Below are 17,604 nucleotides of genomic sequence, written 5' to 3' on the forward strand. Positions count from 1 at the left end.
CGATCGGCTTAATTGGGCGATCGTCCGCGCGATCGACCGTAACAGCTCGCCAGAAATCTGGCCATACCTACCCCCCTCAAAACCAGATCAGAGCGGGGTAAATTTGCCATTAACCTTCGTCATTCATCTAGGAGAAAACCGCATGAAGCATGATTGGTTTCTGACTCTTTCCTCCCGGCCACAATCCCTAGCAAACAGCAATTCAGTTCACAATTCCAATGATTCAGTGGTCAGCAGTTTAGCGACCGGCAGCATTCCCGAACTGATTAATATCCTCATTATCCTGCTCCTGCTGGCAACCACCGTTGCTCTGGTGACTCAGCGGTTGAGAATTCCCTATGTCACTGGCTTGGTGCTGGCGGGGCTACCCATCACCGACTTGCTATCCCAGCGCCTTGGCCTGGATCCGTCGCTGGTGCTCAATCTTTTTCTGCCAATTCTGATCTTTGAAGCGGCAATCAACACGGATATTAGTCGTCTTCGCAGCACCTTCAAACCGATCGCCCTGCTCGCAATTCCTGGCTCCTTGCTCTCCTCAGGGATCATTGCTGTTTTGGTGAAACTGAGCCTAGGGCTGAATTGGATTAATGCGCTGTTGATCGGTGTAATTTTGGCTAACACCGACACCGTTTCCATGATCGCGGTTTTTAAAGAATTGCGAGTGCCTTCGCGGCTTTCAACGATCGTTGAAGGCGAAACATTATTTAACGATGCCGCCGCCTTAGTTTCCTTCAATCTGCTGTTGGTCATTTACTCCACCGGTAGCATTACCGTCAGTCAAGGCATCAAAGAGATGCTGTTGGTTTCCCTGGGTGGCGTATTCCTAGGAGCAGTTTTAGGCTATCTTTGCTTGCCGATTTTTAATCGCCTGCAAGATCCCTTAAGCAGCTTGTTGCTAACCGTGGCATTGGCTTTAGGCACGTTCCAACTGGGCCAGTTTTTGGGTGTTTCCGGTGCGGTAGCTGTCGTGATTGCTGGTTTGGTTTTTGGTAATTTGGGTTTGCCCCAAGCCAAATCAGCCTCCTATCGGATCACACTGCTCAGCTTTTGGGAATATGCAGGTTTTAGTGTTAATACATTCATTTTTCTGTTGATTGGCATTGAAATTAATCCCCTTACCCTTTGGAAAATTCTCCCGGCGGTTATTTTGGTGATCATTGCCTATCAATTGGGACGCATCATCTCTGTTTATTCATTGCTGGCCGGCTTGCGCTGGTTCGATCGCCCGATTCCCCTCCGTTGGCAACATGTCCTAGTGCTCGGCAACATTAAAGGATCGCTGTCCATGGCATTGGCGATCGCCATTCCTGTGGGTTTTGTTGGCCGAGAATTCATTATTGAACTGGTTTTTGGGGCAGTCCTATTTTCGTTAGTGATTCAAGGACTGGCATTGCCTTGGCTGATCAAGCAGCTCAACATCGGCCAAGGCAATGGCATATCCGAGGAAATTGGCCAATTACAGATTCAACTGATTGGGGCCAAGGCGGCGCAGGATGAACTTGCCCAGCTACTCAAGGCTGGCGTTTTACCAAAAGCAACTTATGAGGAGCTTTGGGCTGCTTATCAAGCCAAAGTCGCCGGATCAGAACGGGTTTTGAGGGAGGTCTATAACCAACACCAAGCCCATTTGGATTTGCATCATCCCAACCAATTGGATGTGGTGCGAAGACAGTTAATTATTGCGGAAAAGGGTGCAATTAACGATGCCCTGCGCAAGCGGATTGTTCCGGAAGATGTGGTGCAGCGCTACATCAAAGATTTAGATCAGAAGCTTCAGTCTCTGAGCGATGACTAGCAGTGAGTCCAAGATATTTGATCATCGGCCGGACGAGTTCCGGCCGGGTCACAACCAAAATGGTGGAGCCAGCTTTCAAGACTGTTTGACCATTGGGAATTTCTAAGTTGCTACAGGCATGACTTTGATAACCAATGATCAGCGATCCCGTTGGAAAATCGGGATCTTGGGCAATTTGGGCCACCGTGCGATCGACCACATAACAATCATTGGGAATGGGCAGCTTGAGCACTTCAACCTGACCCTGTTCAAAGTGCATCATGGATTCCACTTCTGGGTATTCGATCGCGTTGGCCATTGTGGCCACTGCCAAATCAATGGTGCTGATGATGTGGCTAGCGCCGGCCAAGCGATAAGCATCCAGAAACTCGCGATCGAGCATCCGAACAACAGTATGAGCAATGCCGTAGCTTTTGGATAAGGTGATGAGCGCCAAATTCAGAGCATCATCCCTTAGGGCTGCTACCACCGCATTGGCCTGCCGGATCCCAGCTTCCAGAAGCACTGCGGTGCTGACTGCGCTGCCCTCGAAGGCCATCACCCCGATTTGTTCGCGAGCAAATCGACAGGCTAAGGGATCTTTGTCAATCACAGCAACGGTATGCCCCAGCTCTAGGAGTTGTTGGGCTAACCGCAATCCCATCATTCCTGCGCCGCCGATGAGAACGTACATGGTTGTTGTACTTGCCTCACAAATCTTGGATATCTCAGGTTAGCGCAGAGATGAAATTGCTTCCTTAAGCCAATGAATTGAATGTATTCATCTATTCATCTATTCATCAAGGAAGCGTAATCCAAGATTAGAGCAAAGTTAAATCTCAAAAAGCGGTGAAAAATATGGCTCAGAAATTGAGTTCTTGATCACCAAAAATCAAGAACTCAACTTCAAGAACTAAATTCTAGAAACTCAACTTCAAGACCCAAACCTTGAGACCCAGATTTTGAGATTTGAATTTCAAGAATGAGGCTTCAAGAACCAGATTTTGCCAGGGGAGCTGTCTTGGGTTCGCATTGGCCTCCCAAGGCATTCACCACCGTGCAAGTATTGCTAATCAGCATCGTTTGATAGGTGGATCCCGCCGTGCCGGGTGCGCCGGGCCCGTCAATATAAAGCGGGTTGGGGGCCACCTGCACGCCGGCCTCGCGAGCGACGGTGGCGATCGTCTTGGGGTTGGTGGAAGCTTCTGCAAAAATGGCTGGCACATTGGCCGCCTTGACCAGTTTCACCAATTCCGCCAACTTGCTGGGGGTGGGTCGCTCTTCGGTGCTCAGACCGCTGAGGGCCCCTTTCACCTCAAATCCATAGGCTTGGGCATAGTAGCGCAAGGCATCGTGGGTGGTGATGAGTCGCCGTCGATCGGGCGGGACGGTGGCCACTTGGGTTTGAATCCAGCGATCGAGTGCTTGCAGTTCGCCGGTCAGGGCCTGGGCAGCCTGTTGATAGCGATCGGCTTGGGCGGGAATCAGTTGGCTCAGTTGGGCGGCCACGATCGCCGTTAGCTTTTGCCCATTTTGGGGGCTGTGCCACACGTGGGGATCCGCCACCAGTTCCGCCGCTTCCCCAGTGGCAGTTTTGGGATCTGCATCATGGTCGTGATCATCTTCCTCGGGCTTGGCGGCCGTTTCGGTTTTGTGGTCGTGGTCATCTTCATGGCCCTGTTCGTGGTCATGGTCATGATCATGGGCGGCCATCTTCAGGGGACTGGGAACGGCCTTCTCAAAAATTGCCACTTTGGGGCCCTGGGTGGGAGCGCTGGTGAGGGTTTTGGTTAACCCTCCTTCAAAGTCGTAGCCGCCATAGAGCACGAGGCTGGCGGACTCGATCGCGGCGCGATCGCTGGGGGTGGGTTCGTAGGTGTGGGGGTCGCGGCCGGGTTGCACTAAACAGGTAAGGTCGATCGTCTCGCCCGCAATTTGCTGGGCCAAGTCGCAAACCACGCCGCCACTGGCCACCACCTTGGGGCGATCGGGGTTGGTGCTGCTGGTCGCCGGGGTGTTGTTGCCATTGGGGGTTGTTGCCCCGGAGTTGGCTCCAGTGCCGCAACCCGTTCCCAGCAGGGCCAGGCCAAGGGCGATCGCTGGCCATTGCATCCGCCCGATTCTCCGGTTGCGCGATCGCCGTTCCGCCATGGTTCGAGTCATCCCACCCATCAATCACACCTAAGCTTGCGGTTATGCCTCTGGTTGGCCCACGCCCAGATTCAGAGGCTCATCTAGAATGAGAATCATTCTCAATCACAAGCATAGAGCAATCGGCCAAGGCGAGTCAATGGCGGAGCGGGGCGATCGATCAGCAGGTTTTTTCCCTGAGCAACTGCCTTGAATGGGGGCGCTAAATTGCTACTCTCAATAGCCGATAAATATTCACGGATGCCTAGAAAAAGAGATGGCTTTCCGGCTGAATATTGATTTCCATGGGAATTGCCTGCGGCTCTGCACTGAGAGCAAACAAAATGGCATCGGCCGCCGTTTCCGTGGACAGCATTTTGGTGCGATCGACCTTGAGGCTCACGTTGTCCCAAAAGGGTGAATCAATGCCACCAAAATAGAAGAGCGTGACCTTGATCCCGTAGCGCCGGGCTTCATCGGCCATGCATTTGCTGAGGCCCGTGAGCGCAAACTTGGAAGCACAATAGGCCGCACCCATCGCCATAGAGTGCTTGCCCAAAATACCGATCACGTTGCAAATATGCCCCATCTTGCGATCTTTCATCACCTCAATGGCGGCTTGGCAAGTGTGAAAACTGCCCTTTAAATTCACCGCCAACATTTGATCCAGATCGGCTTCCGTGAGCTTATTAAACTGTTTGAGAATTCCCGCGCCCGCCGCATTGACCAGCGCATCAATCTGACCAAATTGGGCGATCGCCTGGGTGAATAGATTTGCCACCTGAGCCGCATCGGTAATATCCGTGGGAACCGCCAACACTGTGGCTCCCGTTCCCCGCAGTTCCGCTGCGAGGGCCGTCAATTGTTCTGTTCCCCGAGCCGCCAACACCAACGAGGTTCCAGCCACTGCCAGCTTGCGAGCCAGGGTTGCGCCAATGCCCCCCGTGCCGCCAACAATGACGATTACTTTGCCTTTGAGCTTGCTTTGCCAGTCTTGCACGATCGGGTTGTTACTTTTCTTTACAAACCGTTACACCCTTAAGCTAGCACGGCTGTTGGAGGCCGAAACAGTTGAACCGGCTAAAAAGGCTGCTATCCCTTGCCCAGACCCTCAAGGGCGGCCCATTTGGCGCTTCAGTTGCTCCAGTTCTTCATCCATTTCCCAGCGTTGGAACTGCTCTTCTAGGGGATCGGCTCCCATTCCTCTGCTGTAGGTGGCCCGATCGCTGCTGTCCCAGGGCGATCGGTTGGTGCGGGTCTTGGCTTGGGTCTGGGTTTGCGCATCGGCCTGGGCAGCCCGCGCGGCCACCTCTTGCCGTTTGCTGGCCAGTTGCGAGACCAGGGTTTCTAACTGTTCAATGCGGGTTTTAATGCCCTGCATTTGTCCCCAAAGTTGATTGCCTTTGCGCAAGAGGGCGGCTTCTCGTTCGCGGGCGGCTGCGGCGAGTTGGCGTTCTCCGGCGGCTTCCACTTTTTCGATGCGAATGTGCCAACGCTGCACGTCTTGGGCTGTTTCCCAAATGTCGGCTTTCAGTTGCTGTTCTTGGGTGTGTAATTCCCCGATCGATCGCTTGGCATCGGCTTCCTGTTCCCGCAGTTGTTCTTCTAGGGCCCGCAACTCTAGCTCGGGATGTTCGCGCAGAAAGGCTTCTAGCCGAGCTTCTAAAAACTGACTGAGATCATCGAGCAAACTCACGCGATCGCTCCTTTTGTTTCAATCCTCGCCCAGCCCGGGGGCCGGGCGCTGCCGGGTGATTGGGCTATCGATTGGGGTGATTAGCCCTGTTTCAATCCTCGCCCAGCCCGGGGGCCGGGCGCTGCTTTCGCATCCAACGCCAAACCGTTGTTAGCCCGACCTGTTTCAATCCTCGCCCAGCCCGGGGGCCGGGCGCTGCGATTAACTTGCGACTCAGCAACTCGTATTGGATCCAGTTTCAATCCTCGCCCAGCCCGGGGGCCGGGCGCTGCCGGCAACGGCGGGCAGCATGGCCGCGTCTCGTCGAGTGTTTCAATCCTCGCCCAGCCCGGGGGCCGGGCGCTGCAGGCAGCTCATCATCTTCGATGCCGGAAAGCCCGTCTTGTTTCAATCCTCGCCCAGCCCGGGGGCCGGGCGCTGCTTTGTATTGTCGTCCATCATTCAATCCACTACATGTTTCAATCCTCGCCCAGCCCGGGGGCCGGGCGCTGCGTCCACCTGGTCTCAGATTTACCGACCAATCCTGTTTCAATCCTCGCCCAGCCCGGGGGCCGGGCGCTGCGCGATCGTTACGCCATCCGGGGCTATGCTCAGTTTGTTTCAATCCTCGCCCAGCCCGGGGGCCGGGCGCTGCTTCAAACTTTGGCAACAGCCACACTCAACGCCCAAGTTTCAATCCTCGCCCAGCCCGGGGGCCGGGCGCTGCCGCCAGCATAGCAAACCTTTACCCAGTAAGCTCTGGGCAATCTGATCGCGCGAACTTGCTTGGAACATGATCTGCTTGCAACCATTTTTTAACCCAAAACACACCAAAGCCTTATGGTGACAAGATCGCGAACCTCCCAGAGAAACGCCCGGCGCTTGTGGTTCGCGCAGCTCATCGCTAGATAATAAGTGGCTCATCAAAGTCAATGTACCGATCACGCCCAAATGACTCAACACAGTCTTCACGGTTACCAATCAATCGATAGATTCGCAAACTATCAAGTTGCGGGTTGATGGTTTTGGTTAACTTGCTCCGAAAAATCTCATATTGAGCAAGATTAACTCGACATTCAAAGACTGAAAATTGAACGCGCTGTCCGTAGTCCTTGCAAATTTTAGCTACTTGCCTCAAACGACGACGACCTTCCTTCGTTTCAGTATTCACATCATAAGAAACTAGGATGTTCAAGATACTCATAAATCAATTAACGAGGGACGAAAGGTGGATAATGTGGCAAATCACCCCGCAGGTATCTTGCTAATAATCGTGCTTGAATATGCGGAACCAACTCCCAAGGGACTGACTTCTGAAGAAAAGGGTGAGTTATTTCCTCGTGCTTTCGCTTTTCATAAGCTGTTAAGAATATTTTGCGAGCCGAATCGTTAAGATAGATCGCCCCACCTGGACGCTCAATGAAATCATCTGCTTTGATTTGGCCTAGGTTAATCATTTTAAAAACAAAGCGGTCAGCAAAGATGGATCGAAGCTCCTCCATTAAATCAAGAGCCAAAGCCGGTCGCCCAGGGCGAAGAGCATGTAAAAATCCGATTTGCGGATCCAATCCAACACTTTCACAAGCTGCAACATACTCACGGGTTAGTAGTGTGTAAGTCAGAGATAGCAAAGAATTCATGGGATTTAAGGGCGGACGGCGAGAACGGGCTTCAAACTGAAAAAGATCCCGATCTCGTCGAATACCTCGATCAAAAGCCTCGAAGTAACAGCGAGCAGCAAAACCTTCCTGGCCTCGTAAAGCGTCAATGCTGGTTATGTTTGGTAAGGACTGAATGACTTGCTCGTGAGTCTTGGCAGCTTGTTGGAGGAATTTTCGATCCTCAGGGTCTTGGCTCTCGCGAGCTAGACGTAGCAAAAAATTACGTGAATTTTGAAATTTGCCAGCAATGAGACGACGCACAATCTGGATTTGAGTATCTGGATTGGAAGCCGCTTGGTGTTGTGCTTGACGAAGCAGTACGTTTCCTGATGTTGCACTGCTTAAGCGCCCCTGAAAACGACCATGCTCAGAGAGCCAAACAATGTCGCGACCGTCACTAGCACATCGATGAATCAAAAAGGGACTGACCAGCACGTTTCCAAAAAGGACGATTCCCTCTAAATGGTGCAATGGAACTTGCAAGATCAATGATTTTTCAAACTCAATTTTGATGGTTTCACCTTCAAGGCGAGCATAAGCTCCTTGAATTTGAAGATAAAGAACGTTCTGAAGGGTTTTCATGGTTGATTTTCGGTTGTTTGTTTAGCACTACTCTTCAGCACTACTTTCTGAGCTGAGATCAATTTCAAAGATCTTATGCCATTGGTATTTTTTTTGGCTAGGGTCAGTAATTTCTGGTAGACAAATTTCACGCAAAGAGCAATCCTGGCATCGACGATCATGTACAGCTTGAGGTAACTGACTGGTTGTGAACAATGAGCGAACTTGTTCGGCAGTCTCTAGAACTTGCTGTTTTAGTTGTTCTGTAATTCTTACTTCGCGTCTGCGCCGAGAGGCATGATGAAAAATTGCACCAAGCATAATTTGCTGTCCAAACATTTCTTCGAGACAAATTGCTTGGGCAGCGAGCTGAATTTCATCAGCCAATTTAGATTTTTTAGGGCCAGATTTATATTCAATAGGATAGGGAGGATGGTCTTCGCTGAATTCGACAGCATCGGCAGTTCCATAGAGCTTATGTTTTAAGGATCTTAACGATAGCTTACGTTCAACTCGTAAGCCATCCTCTAGAACTTCGCTGGTCGGCTCATCAACTCTTTGATGAATTTGGTGACCACGGACAGTAAAGAGATTATCCTCAAAAGTCTGTTCAACATGAATGAGCGCACATTGCCTGGGGCAGAAGATGAAGTGCTGCAAAGCACTGAGCATGACGAAACCATCTTCATCCATGATTAGAGATCCTAGGGTTTACGAACTGACCTGAACCAAAAGATAAGAAAATGTGCGGAAGCCAACTAGGTTGAGAGTTGGCTTCCGCCAAGGACTAATTAGCCTTCAATCAACTTGGTTAGGATGACTCCTTGGGGCCAATTTGTTTCGTCTAGTTCAATGACGTAGTGATCGAACGATCGCGGTGTATCAACCTCAGGACGCTTTTGCACCAAAATGCGATCGAACAATTTGTGGGCTGGTGCATTACCCAATGGATTTTCATGGGAAAAGATATATAACCCACGCACAGCCATTAGCCCGCGACTAGCCGATCGATCCACCACTTCAAACATTCCTTGAACCGCTTCCCAAAACAGTTCCAAATCCCGATCGGTCACACCGGTTTGCTTGGCCAAAGGAGCCGAAAAGAAGCCATAGCCTCGATATAGACCGTAAGAGATTTTGGTTTTGCGCCCGATCGTTTGTAGCTTTTCACGATCTTTGGCATTGGTAACTGCCATTCGCGTGATTGCCAAATCTTCTGGAAAAACCGGGTCAATTGACCGAGAAAAGGTTAATTGCATGGGCCCACGAACCTGACCAGCATTCAGTCCGCTGCTCATCACTGCCCCAAACATTCGCACATCAAAGAAATTGGCGCACATCCAATCTCTAGCTTGTTTGGCATGATCTCGGTTCTTGTTAGGTTCCCCTGCTTGCTTCACCAAAGCCTCTAGAAGAGAACTGATTTTATTCCAGCCAGCTAAGGAATCCTTGAGGAGTTGTTTCTGATCATTCCACTCTTTTTTGAGCAAGGTTCCATCATACTTCAACACAGAAGTGATGTTTTCGGGGTTATCGTCATCGGAATCTTCAAAGTGAAACTCATCTGGCAATGGTGACTCAAGATTGCGCAGAATTTGGAGTTGTTCCAAATTTTTCACAGGACAAGAGACTGAGTTCCCTACTGACAACCCCAGCTCTTGATAAGCTTCGCGAATTTGGTCATTCAAAACGCTATGATGCTTGACAAAAAGTTTAAGCCGCCTTGCTTCTTCACTATTTTCTGCCATCAGATCGCCATAGGTAGCAATCCAGTTGCGAATCTTGCGTTTTAAGCAAACATCCGTCACCAAACCATGCATGGTTTCCATATCAACCCGTGGAAGATTGCCACCATCTGGATCGCCGTTGGGATTTCCATCCAACACATCAAACAACAGCACAAAATCGTGGCGACGCTGGGCATTAGTGTGAATTGCAGACATGATTAAGCTCCAGAAAATTAATTCAAGTGATCAAGCAAGCAGCATGACTGGGCGCTAGCAATAGGCTTGGCTAAGCGGAATTAGCAGCTCGATCGCGAATTTGCTGGCGGTTGTGTGCTTGTTGGTGGTAATAGCCAATGGCGAAAATAGCTTGCTGCTGCATCGAAAGGCGACTGGGCAAATTGGGTAGGTCATGATCGGGAATTTTGCTAAGAATTTCCTCCAACTCCTCTTGAAACCGGTTGTGAAGACCCGGTTTTTCCTTGCGAAGTTTGGATAGATTGGCTTGAGCTTTGCCAATGATTTTTCCCAGAAGATAGCAAGGGCTGATGGACATGGAGCCATAGTATCGATCGGCGATCGGGGCATTAACCTTGCCCAAGGCGGCATACTGAATCCTGTCAACTTGCGCCAACAGGCGACCAGCATGGTAGGCGAGGCGATCGCCCAATTGTTCGTCTTGAAATTGCGGATTGCGAGTTAGGCTTTCCATCGCATTTTGAGGCTCATTCATATTGATTTTTCCTTCCAAGGTCAGAATTAGCTTGAGCAAAGCAGCCCTTGTGTGGGTGATGCTGCCCCCTTCGACTCGGATTCGCCGCAGGAGGCGATCGAGTAAGTCAGCAGGCAATGGCCGCCCTTCAATAGCCGCCAAAAACAGCGCTGTTGGAGTTCGGGACAACATGTCCTTTGGCTCGCGATAAGCACAAGCGGCCAATTCATAGAGTCCAAAAAATTCGCGATCTTCCTCATAGAGCGAGTCAATTTTTTGCCCCTGAAACCAAATTTTCAGGTTGTGATTGACTGACTCGATCGTCACATCGATCCAACTACGAATGACCGCCCTGGCATTGTTGGCAGTGAGCGCAATTGCAAAAAAACGTTGAGCGAGGGCTGCACTTGTCTTTTCGCTGATTTCCTGAGCAGTCATTGGTGATTTCAGTAGATTCTGAATTCTTTTTGAATTCAATGGATCACGCGGCTTGCTCAAGATCTTCAAATCAACTGCTTCAGCACCCTGTTGCACCCACCAAACATAGACACTATCCCCAATGCGAAGACTGTCGTTTTCACTGGCAAGAAGGGCGTTCAGCGCCTTGGCAAACCCTTCCGCTGCTGGTCGCGAAATGGGAGAAGTCAGGGAATTTGCCAGCCCGAAGGATTCAAAGGCAACGGAATTTGCAGAAACCAAAGCTGTTCCTGAAGGTTGTCCATTGGGAAGACCTTTAATAAAAAAAGGTAATCGTTGTTCCAATGGGCCATAGGTTCCGGTCACCAAACACCAACCCATGGGACGTTCTTGGCTATCTGATGCTGTTTCACCAGATGTGTAAGCAGCCCAAAATTGTTGAACTTTTTCTAGATTTGCCTTGTTTTCTGCGGAAATGAGCGCGGGGGCATCGGAAAAATGAACTCGAAAGGTGACAACTTCACTGGCATCAAACTCAGAAGGAAGCTGCAAATTGGGTGCAAATTGCGATCGCTGTTGAACAGGATCCCAACTTTCCAAAAATTTCAAAATGGCTTCTACAGCGAGTTCTTGAGTTGCACTAAAACAGTTGGCAACTAGGTCTTTGAACTGCCGATGGCATTCGGCAACACGCTCTGGCTTAGAGGTCGATCGGGCGGCTCCCAGGACATACTCCCCCGTATCTGCCAACAGCTTGGGCTGAATGCCTACTGTGCGGCCAACGTGGGGAACAATAATTTTCTTGCCTCGTTTTTTCCCCTTTCGTGACTCCTCGACCATTGGAGTCATCAGGCTTGTTCCGATCGGTCTTCCTTGTTGATCAATTTCAATCAGCCAACTGACTGGCGAAAAACCATACATTGATGGTGTTTCATCAATTCGGGTTGCCAGCTTAGCCAACTCGCTCAGGAGCATAAGCGCCTCCTAGGATAAGGGTTGTTCAGGAATGGTCAGCACACCTTGTTTTAAAGAAGCCCGAAAAAAACGAGGACGAGCCTGAGCCGTAACGATTCGATCGCCCGATTGATCTCGTTTTCGATAGCTAACCGGCCCCTTCGGTTGCTCTTGAAATTCCACGTCATACAACATCAAACCCAGTTCACGATTGAGACTGGGATCTGCACAATCAGCAGGGTGATCAGGATTTGGCTTCTCAAAGAATGCTGAAAATTCCCTCGTTCCCAAATAGGGTTGATGGTGACACTGGCCTCGCTCAATTCGCCTCTGGAACTGATCGCGATATTTGGCCACATCAGCGGCTGCATGGGGCAAAACTTCAATATCCAAATCAACCACATAGGCCACATCTTGCAAACAAAGGGTGTGCCTTTGGGCCCGATCGTCATCGGCAAAATAGGATCCTTCGCCTTTTTTAGCCCAACCTTGGGCAGTGGCAAACACTTGGCGACTATTCACCTCATTGCGCCAAATTGAAAAGTATTTGATGGGCTTCAGAACATGAATTTCGCGAATTTTATAGCGCATTTCTGGCTTCCAGAAAATGGCTTCGCAGGCTCCCCGCATTGCACTTGGGGTGGGCACATCATAGGAAATGCGTTCTACTTTGAACTCAGGGCGCGTAAAGCAAGCATAGGGCGCGGTAAATTTCACCCTCAATGAATTTAGGCTGTTCATAATCTCCATGCTGGAAAGTCAGTGGATTTTTGATTAACCAACTTGATAGCAAACTAAGGAATAAAGTCGGCTGGGTCGTATTGGATAGGTTGGCCATTGATCTCAATTCCGTAAAGTTGCCGATCGTAGCCCCCTTCCCAAACCCACAGCCCAGGGACAACCTCGCGGCGGCAATGGGCTGATTGGTTAAATTCGTCGCTGCGCAGGTTCACCATGTAGGGCTGGAGCGCATCGCGATCGCCCCTGTTGAGGGAACCGGAGCGCTCAATTTTTTGAATCAGGTTGTTGGCGCGATCGTCGTACTGAACCACCACGGGCACGGTCTCATCTTTCATCAACGAAAATTGCTCGGCTACTTCGGCATAGCTCCAACTTTCTCGGCTGTTCTGGATCTGTTGACCTCGATCGCGCCCAACCGTTTGGTACAGATTCTGAAAGTACTGCTCAAAGGTTTTGGGGTCGTGTAAGGCTTGATTCACACGATCGGTCTGAAGATTCTGAAGATAGCGATTGGCCGTACCAACGGCGGTTTCGTAGCTGCCATTGGGTAACCGGCCCTCTTGGGGAGAGAAAATCACCACTTGTCCCAAAATTGGCTCGCCTGACTGATCACAAAGATTGCCCTCTCGGTTGCAGCGGCCGGCCGCTTGCACAACGCGATCAAGCGGCCCCTCAGCCCGATAGACCAGCGGAAAATCAATATCCACCCCCGCCTCCACCACTTGAGTAGCCACCAGCAAGCAAGGCAGCCCTGCCCGCAGGCGATCGCGCACTTGGGCTAACACCTGGCGACGATGGGCCCCACAAAGCAAGGTGGAGAGGTGAAAGAGCGCCTCGCGGGGCCAGCCAGCGCCTTGCAACGCAGCCACGACATCCAAAGCGTTGCGGCGTGTATTCAAAACGATGAGTGCTTGGTTTGCCTGCCGGTTTTGCAAATCCGTCACTAAATCCGCCCAAGACCAAGATTTCGGCGGCACAACATAGTTCACCCGTTGCAACTGTTGAAAATGGGCTTTGGCCAGTTCCGGGGGCACAATATCCCGCACTTGGTCGGTGGCAAATCCTTGAAGATAGGCATTTTGACCGGCGAGGGCGGGTTGGGTGGCCGTGCAAAGCACCACCGTCACGCCATAGCGGGTGACCAACTCACGCAGCACACAAAGAATCGGATCCAACAGCTCGATCGGGAGGGTTTGCACCTCATCCAGCACAATCACGCTGTTGATTAGGTTGTGTAATTTGCGGCAACGACTCGGCCGATTGGCAAACAAACTATCGAACAGTTGCACCGTTGTGGTCACAATCAAGGGAGCATCCCAGTTTTGGGCAATTAACCGGGCCCGAGCAAAGGCCTGGCGAGCATCCTCGGCGCGATCGTCACCACGCATTACAGATTCGTTTTCGTTTTTGGAAGGTGCTTCTTGCCAAACAGCGCTGTGGTGTTCCAAAACCGCCTCGGGGCCCAGTTCAGCTTGAAACAAATCGCGATAGACATTGACGGTCTGTTCAATGATGCTGGTGTAGGGCACAGCAAAGATGACACGCGATCGCCCATGGGCCACCGCATGGTCAAGGGCAAACCGCAGGCCGCTCAGAGTCTTGCCGCCGCCCGTAGGGACACAGAGCCGAAACACACCCGGCGGTTGTTTCGCCGCTTGCCGACAAAGTTGATAGATTTCAGCTCGAAGGCAATTGAGGGGAGATTGGGGATTTTTTAAGGGTTTCAGGACTTTTTGGGCATAGGCACGCTCAAAGGTCAATTGCAATTGGGCGATTGTGATTCCCAAGTGGCGCTGGCTCGATTCTGTGGGCTTAAAGTGCTGCTCCGTATCCAAATAGTCCGCATCAACCAAGCAAGAAAACAGAAACCGCCAAAAAACTTCCTGTTGGTAACAATCATCGGTTTCTGCCGGAGCATAATCAGTTAAGTCCTGATCTGGCTCCAATTCAATATCGGTTTTTTCCGCTTCCCGCAAGACCGCTTGATAGGCCTGTTCAGTTTTGGCCCTATGGTTACCGGCTAGCTTGCTGTCCATATCTGCCAAGTCAGGAATACCGGCATGATGACCAAAAATGATCATGGCCAGTTTGCAGCCCAGCTTGTCGGGAAGTTGCTGCTTTGCTAACTTTGCACCATAGACTGCGTGGGGAACAGACTTGGGCGCTGGGCTGTCTCGTCCACGTCGGGTTGCCTGGTGACAGTGATAGAGATACTCCTGAAACTTAGGGTTATATTTGCCCAGGTCATGCCAAAGGCCAGCGTAGTAACCTAGGCGATCGGCTCCTAGGGGGGCGGCAAATTGTGCGGTTAAGCGAGCCACTTGCTGCAAATGATCGCGCAGGCTATGCCATCGATCGGAATCTTGGGGCGGCGTATGGGATACCGGTTCCTGGGGACGGGGGTATGAATTGCCCATGCTCAGCGTGATGCCTTAGGGGCATGATCAGCAACAATTGATCATTATGTCCCTAGGAATTTGGGTTTTAGTGAAATTAATGAAATTAGTACAATTATTAATTTCTATACATAAAATTAATTTCTATACATAAAATATCTGCCAAATATTGACCAGATATCTGCCAGGCATCTATAAAATTTTTGTGAAAACTTTCGTCACCAACCAAATATAGATAGCAACACAGGACTTGAGCAATAGTTAGTAGCAGCGCGACAGGCTCAAGGCGTTGGGTCAAGGTTTCGGAGTCAGTCGCGATGACAACACCCCCTAAGCCTCTAGCTGTCTGGAAGCTAATTCGTAAAGAAAAGCCAAAAACACCCGGGCGGGGCTGAATGCAATTTTAGGCTAGAGCTACCCGCAGCTTCAGCCTGCTTATGAGTCGTTTACCCATCATTGCTAAACCCACCTGCAAAGCCTATCCCAGCGATTGGAGCGACAGTGAGTGGGTGATCTTTCAACCACTGCTACCCGCCCCCAGAGGCTCAGGATTATGAGTTGTATTTAGAAACGAGTGAAGGGATGATCTACGACTATTTAATGCTTAAGGTATTTGATAGTGGGATGATTATCTACCTTGATTAATCAATAACTTGTTTATAAATCAGCTCTTAAAACTGAAACAGACCCCCTATAGCCACGGCCCGAAACGTCATGAATATTGCGCAATATCACGAAGTTTGTCATCAGATGCGATCGGGAGATGTGATTGCCTTTGCTGGGGCGGATATCTTGTCGGGAACGGTGCGCCTTTCAACCCAATCCACGGTTTCCCATGTGGGTGCTGTATTTCAGCCAGAATTTATGATCAATGGGCCCAGCAGGATCAACGTTGATGGCAAACAGGATAGCAAACAGAATGCTGAAGTTGATTCAAACTCCAAGGTTGACCAAAACCCTAGTGCAAGCACAACGGAGAGTCAGGAACATATCAGTTTGGAGCTAGCTTCGTCCTTGCTGGAAATTGATATGCTGACCACGGATCAGCCGGAAATTTATATTATTGAATCCCATCCCCTTTGCTTTGATAAAGACACGGAAATTGCCAAAAGTGGCGTACAAATCAATAAATTAAGCGCCCTGATGGATGGCTATGATGGCCAAATCTGGTGGCTACCTTTGGGGGAGCAACATCGCTCTCGGCTGGATCTGCAAAAGTTCACGGATTTCATGCGCCAAAGCGAAAAGCGTGCCTACGATTTTGTGCAGGCTGCGTTGGCGGGCTTGGATATCTTAGATGAAGTGGGATTGACCTGTGCCCAGGAAGATCACTCTAGTTTTTTCTGCTCTGAATTAATTGCAGCGGCCTTCCAAGCGGCTGGGTTAATTCAGGGGGTTAATCCATCGGAAACAACCCCGATCGACCTTTGTCGCTTTCCGATTTACGCGGAGGATTATTACTTGCTCTGGGGCGACCCGATCGAGATCCCTGGCTATAACGCTGCTGGTTTTCCGAGTACCTTGAAAGATTAGTTCCTGTGATCGATTTAAATCACTACAGACAAGGGGTTTAAACCCCTTGCTGCCAAGATTTTGCGTTGTCATCAGGACTTGAAAGCATCCTAAAATTGCTGACCCACGAACACAGAGCGTGTTTCGCCATCTCGTCGGAGAGTCGCGGCTTGGTTGGCCACTTCCACCAAAGTCCAACCACTGGCTCCGATCGCCTCGCCCATGCTGACCCGTCTGGTTACGCCGTTCACGGAAACCAAGGCCGAGGAACGATCGCCCAATTCCAAAACCCCCACTAGGACGTAGGTCATGCTGGGAGCAACGGCAACGGGCCCCGGCGATGCGGCTGGGCTGGCGGTTGATTGAGGGGAGGCGGCCGGCGCGGGGCTGGGGCGGGTGGCGGCTCCGTTGGGTTGGGGTAAGTTGGCGGACAAGTTGGGATTCCGTTCCAGCAAGCGGGTTAAGCGTTCGATCGCATCCACCAAGTTGCTGGACAGGGGAAATCCAGCCGGGGCTGCGGGCGTGATGGCGGCGCTGGAGGCCGGTGGGGCGGGGCTGGGGTTCGGAGGATTGAGGGTGACAACGTTGGGCAATTGCGAGGGCACCGGTGCGATCGCGGGAGGCTGGGGCAACTGGGCAGCAGGGCCGCCGCCATTGGTGCGCCGCTCGATCGCATCCAAGGAACGGGAAATATAGGCAGCAAATTCCGTATCGTCGGGGTCGCTACTGCCGTCGTTGGCCACGGAAGCAACGGGAGCCGCTGGGGAGCCGTCGGCCATCACCGCTGTCGGCTCGTTGCGATTGGCAAACCACAGGCCCACGGTGGCCAACAGGGACAGGGCCGCCGCGCCGATGGTTAGGCGATCGAACAGGCGCACCGATTGCCGGGCCCGTTCCGCGTCGGCCACTGCTTCGATCAGCTCTGGATCTGGCTCTTGAATTTTGGGCGGCGGCGGGGGCGGCAACACCTCCGCTGGCAACACCAAGGGCGGCACGGCGATCGATTGCAGGGCGATCGGGGGCGAGGGTTCCGGGGGTGGGGTCAGCAGTTCCACGCCCTCTTCGAGCGATCGCTCCAAATCCCCAAACAGGTCATCCATGAGCTGGTCGGCATACCAGTCAGCGGCCGAGGTCGATCGGGGGGCGATCGTCGGGTTGGATTCGCGAGGCTCAATGGACAAAGTCATACCACCACACCAAATATGGGCAAGGGACGCAGCCGCCATCCCCAAGCACCGCCTTGCCCAGACACAACGTTGGGTTGCTTGCAGGGGGCAAATTTCGCAACGGTCAGACTTTCAACTCGGCTGAACCACCGAAAGATTGACCCTGGGCAAGGCTACGGAG

General features: G+C 51.4%; 14 protein-coding genes and 1 CRISPR repeat array. Of the genes, 2 read left to right on the plus strand and 12 right to left on the minus strand.

Annotated elements, in window-relative coordinates; translation table 11 throughout:
- Positions 1-142 precede the first annotated feature (142 nt).
- Positions 143-1,795 (plus strand): cation:proton antiporter, encoded by a 1,653-nt coding sequence (locus VPK24_RS05475; protein ID WP_393011115.1) that lies wholly within the window; start codon positions 143-145, stop codon positions 1,793-1,795.
- On the opposite strand, the gene VPK24_RS05480 is transcribed toward VPK24_RS05475, so the two are convergent.
- From VPK24_RS05480 to cas3, 11 genes are all read right to left on the minus strand, one after another.
- Positions 1,752-2,468, minus strand: a complete 717-nt coding sequence (locus VPK24_RS05480; RefSeq protein ID WP_393011117.1) for a potassium channel family protein — start codon at positions 2,466-2,468, stop codon at positions 1,752-1,754. The genes VPK24_RS05475 and VPK24_RS05480 overlap by 44 nt on opposite strands.
- Positions 2,469-2,764: 296 nt before the next feature.
- On the minus strand, positions 2,765-3,937 hold the full coding sequence (locus tag VPK24_RS05485; protein ID WP_393011119.1) for a metal ABC transporter substrate-binding protein: 1,173 nt from the start codon (positions 3,935-3,937) through the stop codon (positions 2,765-2,767).
- Positions 3,938-4,169: 232 nt separating this feature from the next.
- Positions 4,170-4,904, minus strand: a complete 735-nt coding sequence (locus VPK24_RS05490) for an SDR family oxidoreductase (RefSeq protein WP_393011121.1) — start codon at positions 4,902-4,904, stop codon at positions 4,170-4,172.
- Between the two features lie 111 nt (positions 4,905-5,015).
- Positions 5,016-5,600, minus strand: a complete 585-nt coding sequence (locus tag VPK24_RS05495) for a TIGR04376 family protein (RefSeq protein WP_393011123.1) — start codon at positions 5,598-5,600, stop codon at positions 5,016-5,018.
- Positions 5,601-5,614: 14 nt separating this feature from the next.
- A CRISPR array of direct repeats spans positions 5,615-6,306; the repeat unit is 38 nt; unit sequence TGTTTCAATCCTCGCCCAGCCCGGGGGCCGGGCGCTGC.
- A 177-nt stretch (positions 6,307-6,483) separates the two neighbouring features.
- A complete protein-coding gene (gene cas2 / locus VPK24_RS05500; RefSeq protein ID WP_393011125.1) occupies positions 6,484-6,783 on the minus strand; it encodes a CRISPR-associated endonuclease Cas2 in 300 nt (99 codons plus the stop codon).
- Positions 6,784-6,790: 7 nt separating this feature from the next.
- On the minus strand, positions 6,791-7,822 hold the full coding sequence (gene cas1c, locus VPK24_RS05505) for a type I-C CRISPR-associated endonuclease Cas1c (RefSeq protein ID WP_393011126.1): 1,032 nt from the start codon (positions 7,820-7,822) through the stop codon (positions 6,791-6,793).
- Positions 7,823-7,849: 27 nt separating this feature from the next.
- The gene (cas4, locus tag VPK24_RS05510) at positions 7,850-8,494 is read right to left on the minus strand and encodes a CRISPR-associated protein Cas4 (RefSeq protein ID WP_393011128.1); all 645 of its coding nucleotides are present in this window, start codon (positions 8,492-8,494) and stop codon (positions 7,850-7,852) included.
- Positions 8,495-8,592: 98 nt separating this feature from the next.
- Positions 8,593-9,744: a type I-C CRISPR-associated protein Cas7/Csd2 gene (gene cas7c, locus VPK24_RS05515; protein WP_393011130.1), complete on the minus strand. Its 1,152-nt coding sequence runs from the start codon at positions 9,742-9,744 to the stop codon at positions 8,593-8,595.
- 70 nt (positions 9,745-9,814) lie between these two features.
- Positions 9,815-11,629, minus strand: coding sequence for a type I-C CRISPR-associated protein Cas8c/Csd1 (gene cas8c / locus VPK24_RS05520; protein ID WP_393011132.1), 1,815 nt, complete (start codon positions 11,627-11,629; stop codon positions 9,815-9,817).
- 9 nt (positions 11,630-11,638) lie between these two features.
- Positions 11,639-12,325: a type I-C CRISPR-associated protein Cas5c gene (cas5c, locus tag VPK24_RS05525; RefSeq protein WP_393011134.1), complete on the minus strand. Its 687-nt coding sequence runs from the start codon at positions 12,323-12,325 to the stop codon at positions 11,639-11,641.
- A 77-nt stretch (positions 12,326-12,402) separates the two neighbouring features.
- Positions 12,403-14,766, minus strand: coding sequence for a CRISPR-associated helicase Cas3' (gene cas3, locus VPK24_RS05530; protein ID WP_393011136.1), 2,364 nt, complete (start codon positions 14,764-14,766; stop codon positions 12,403-12,405).
- Positions 14,767-15,459: 693 nt separating this feature from the next.
- On the opposite strand from cas3, the gene VPK24_RS05535 reads away from it, so the two are divergent.
- On the plus strand, positions 15,460-16,278 hold the full coding sequence (locus VPK24_RS05535; protein WP_393011138.1) for a hypothetical protein: 819 nt from the start codon (positions 15,460-15,462) through the stop codon (positions 16,276-16,278).
- An 89-nt stretch (positions 16,279-16,367) separates the two neighbouring features.
- On the opposite strand, the gene VPK24_RS05540 is transcribed toward VPK24_RS05535, so the two are convergent.
- Positions 16,368-17,444: a hypothetical protein gene (locus tag VPK24_RS05540; protein ID WP_393011140.1), complete on the minus strand. Its 1,077-nt coding sequence runs from the start codon at positions 17,442-17,444 to the stop codon at positions 16,368-16,370.
- Between the last annotated feature and the right edge of the window lie 160 nt (positions 17,445-17,604).

Origin of the sequence: Limnothrix redekei LRLZ20PSL1, from assembly GCF_043235035.1 — a bacterium.
In the GTDB taxonomy this organism is placed as follows: domain Bacteria; phylum Cyanobacteriota; class Cyanobacteriia; order CACIAM-69d; family CACIAM-69d; genus CACIAM-69d.

Excerpts from the sequence above, each read along its gene's own strand:
- cas7c (WP_393011130.1), bottom strand. The coding sequence starts at position 9,744 with ATGTCTGCAATTCACACTAATGCCCAGCGTCGCCACGATTTTGTGCTG.
- cas1c (WP_393011126.1), bottom strand. The coding sequence starts at position 7,822 with ATGAAAACCCTTCAGAACGTTCTTTATCTTCAAATTCAAGGAGCTTAT.
- cas8c (WP_393011132.1), bottom strand. The coding sequence starts at position 11,629 with ATGCTCCTGAGCGAGTTGGCTAAGCTGGCAACCCGAATTGATGAAACA.
- cas4 (WP_393011128.1), bottom strand. The coding sequence starts at position 8,494 with ATGGATGAAGATGGTTTCGTCATGCTCAGTGCTTTGCAGCACTTCATC.
- cas2 (WP_393011125.1), bottom strand. The coding sequence starts at position 6,783 with ATGAGTATCTTGAACATCCTAGTTTCTTATGATGTGAATACTGAAACG.
- VPK24_RS05480 (WP_393011117.1), bottom strand. The coding sequence starts at position 2,468 with ATGTACGTTCTCATCGGCGGCGCAGGAATGATGGGATTGCGGTTAGCC.
- VPK24_RS05540 (WP_393011140.1), bottom strand. The coding sequence starts at position 17,444 with ATGACTTTGTCCATTGAGCCTCGCGAATCCAACCCGACGATCGCCCCC.
- VPK24_RS05535 (WP_393011138.1), top strand. The coding sequence starts at position 15,460 with ATGAATATTGCGCAATATCACGAAGTTTGTCATCAGATGCGATCGGGA.
- VPK24_RS05485 (WP_393011119.1), bottom strand. The coding sequence starts at position 3,937 with ATGACTCGAACCATGGCGGAACGGCGATCGCGCAACCGGAGAATCGGG.
- cas3 (WP_393011136.1), bottom strand. The coding sequence starts at position 14,766 with ATGGGCAATTCATACCCCCGTCCCCAGGAACCGGTATCCCATACGCCG.
- VPK24_RS05475 (WP_393011115.1), top strand. The coding sequence starts at position 143 with ATGAAGCATGATTGGTTTCTGACTCTTTCCTCCCGGCCACAATCCCTA.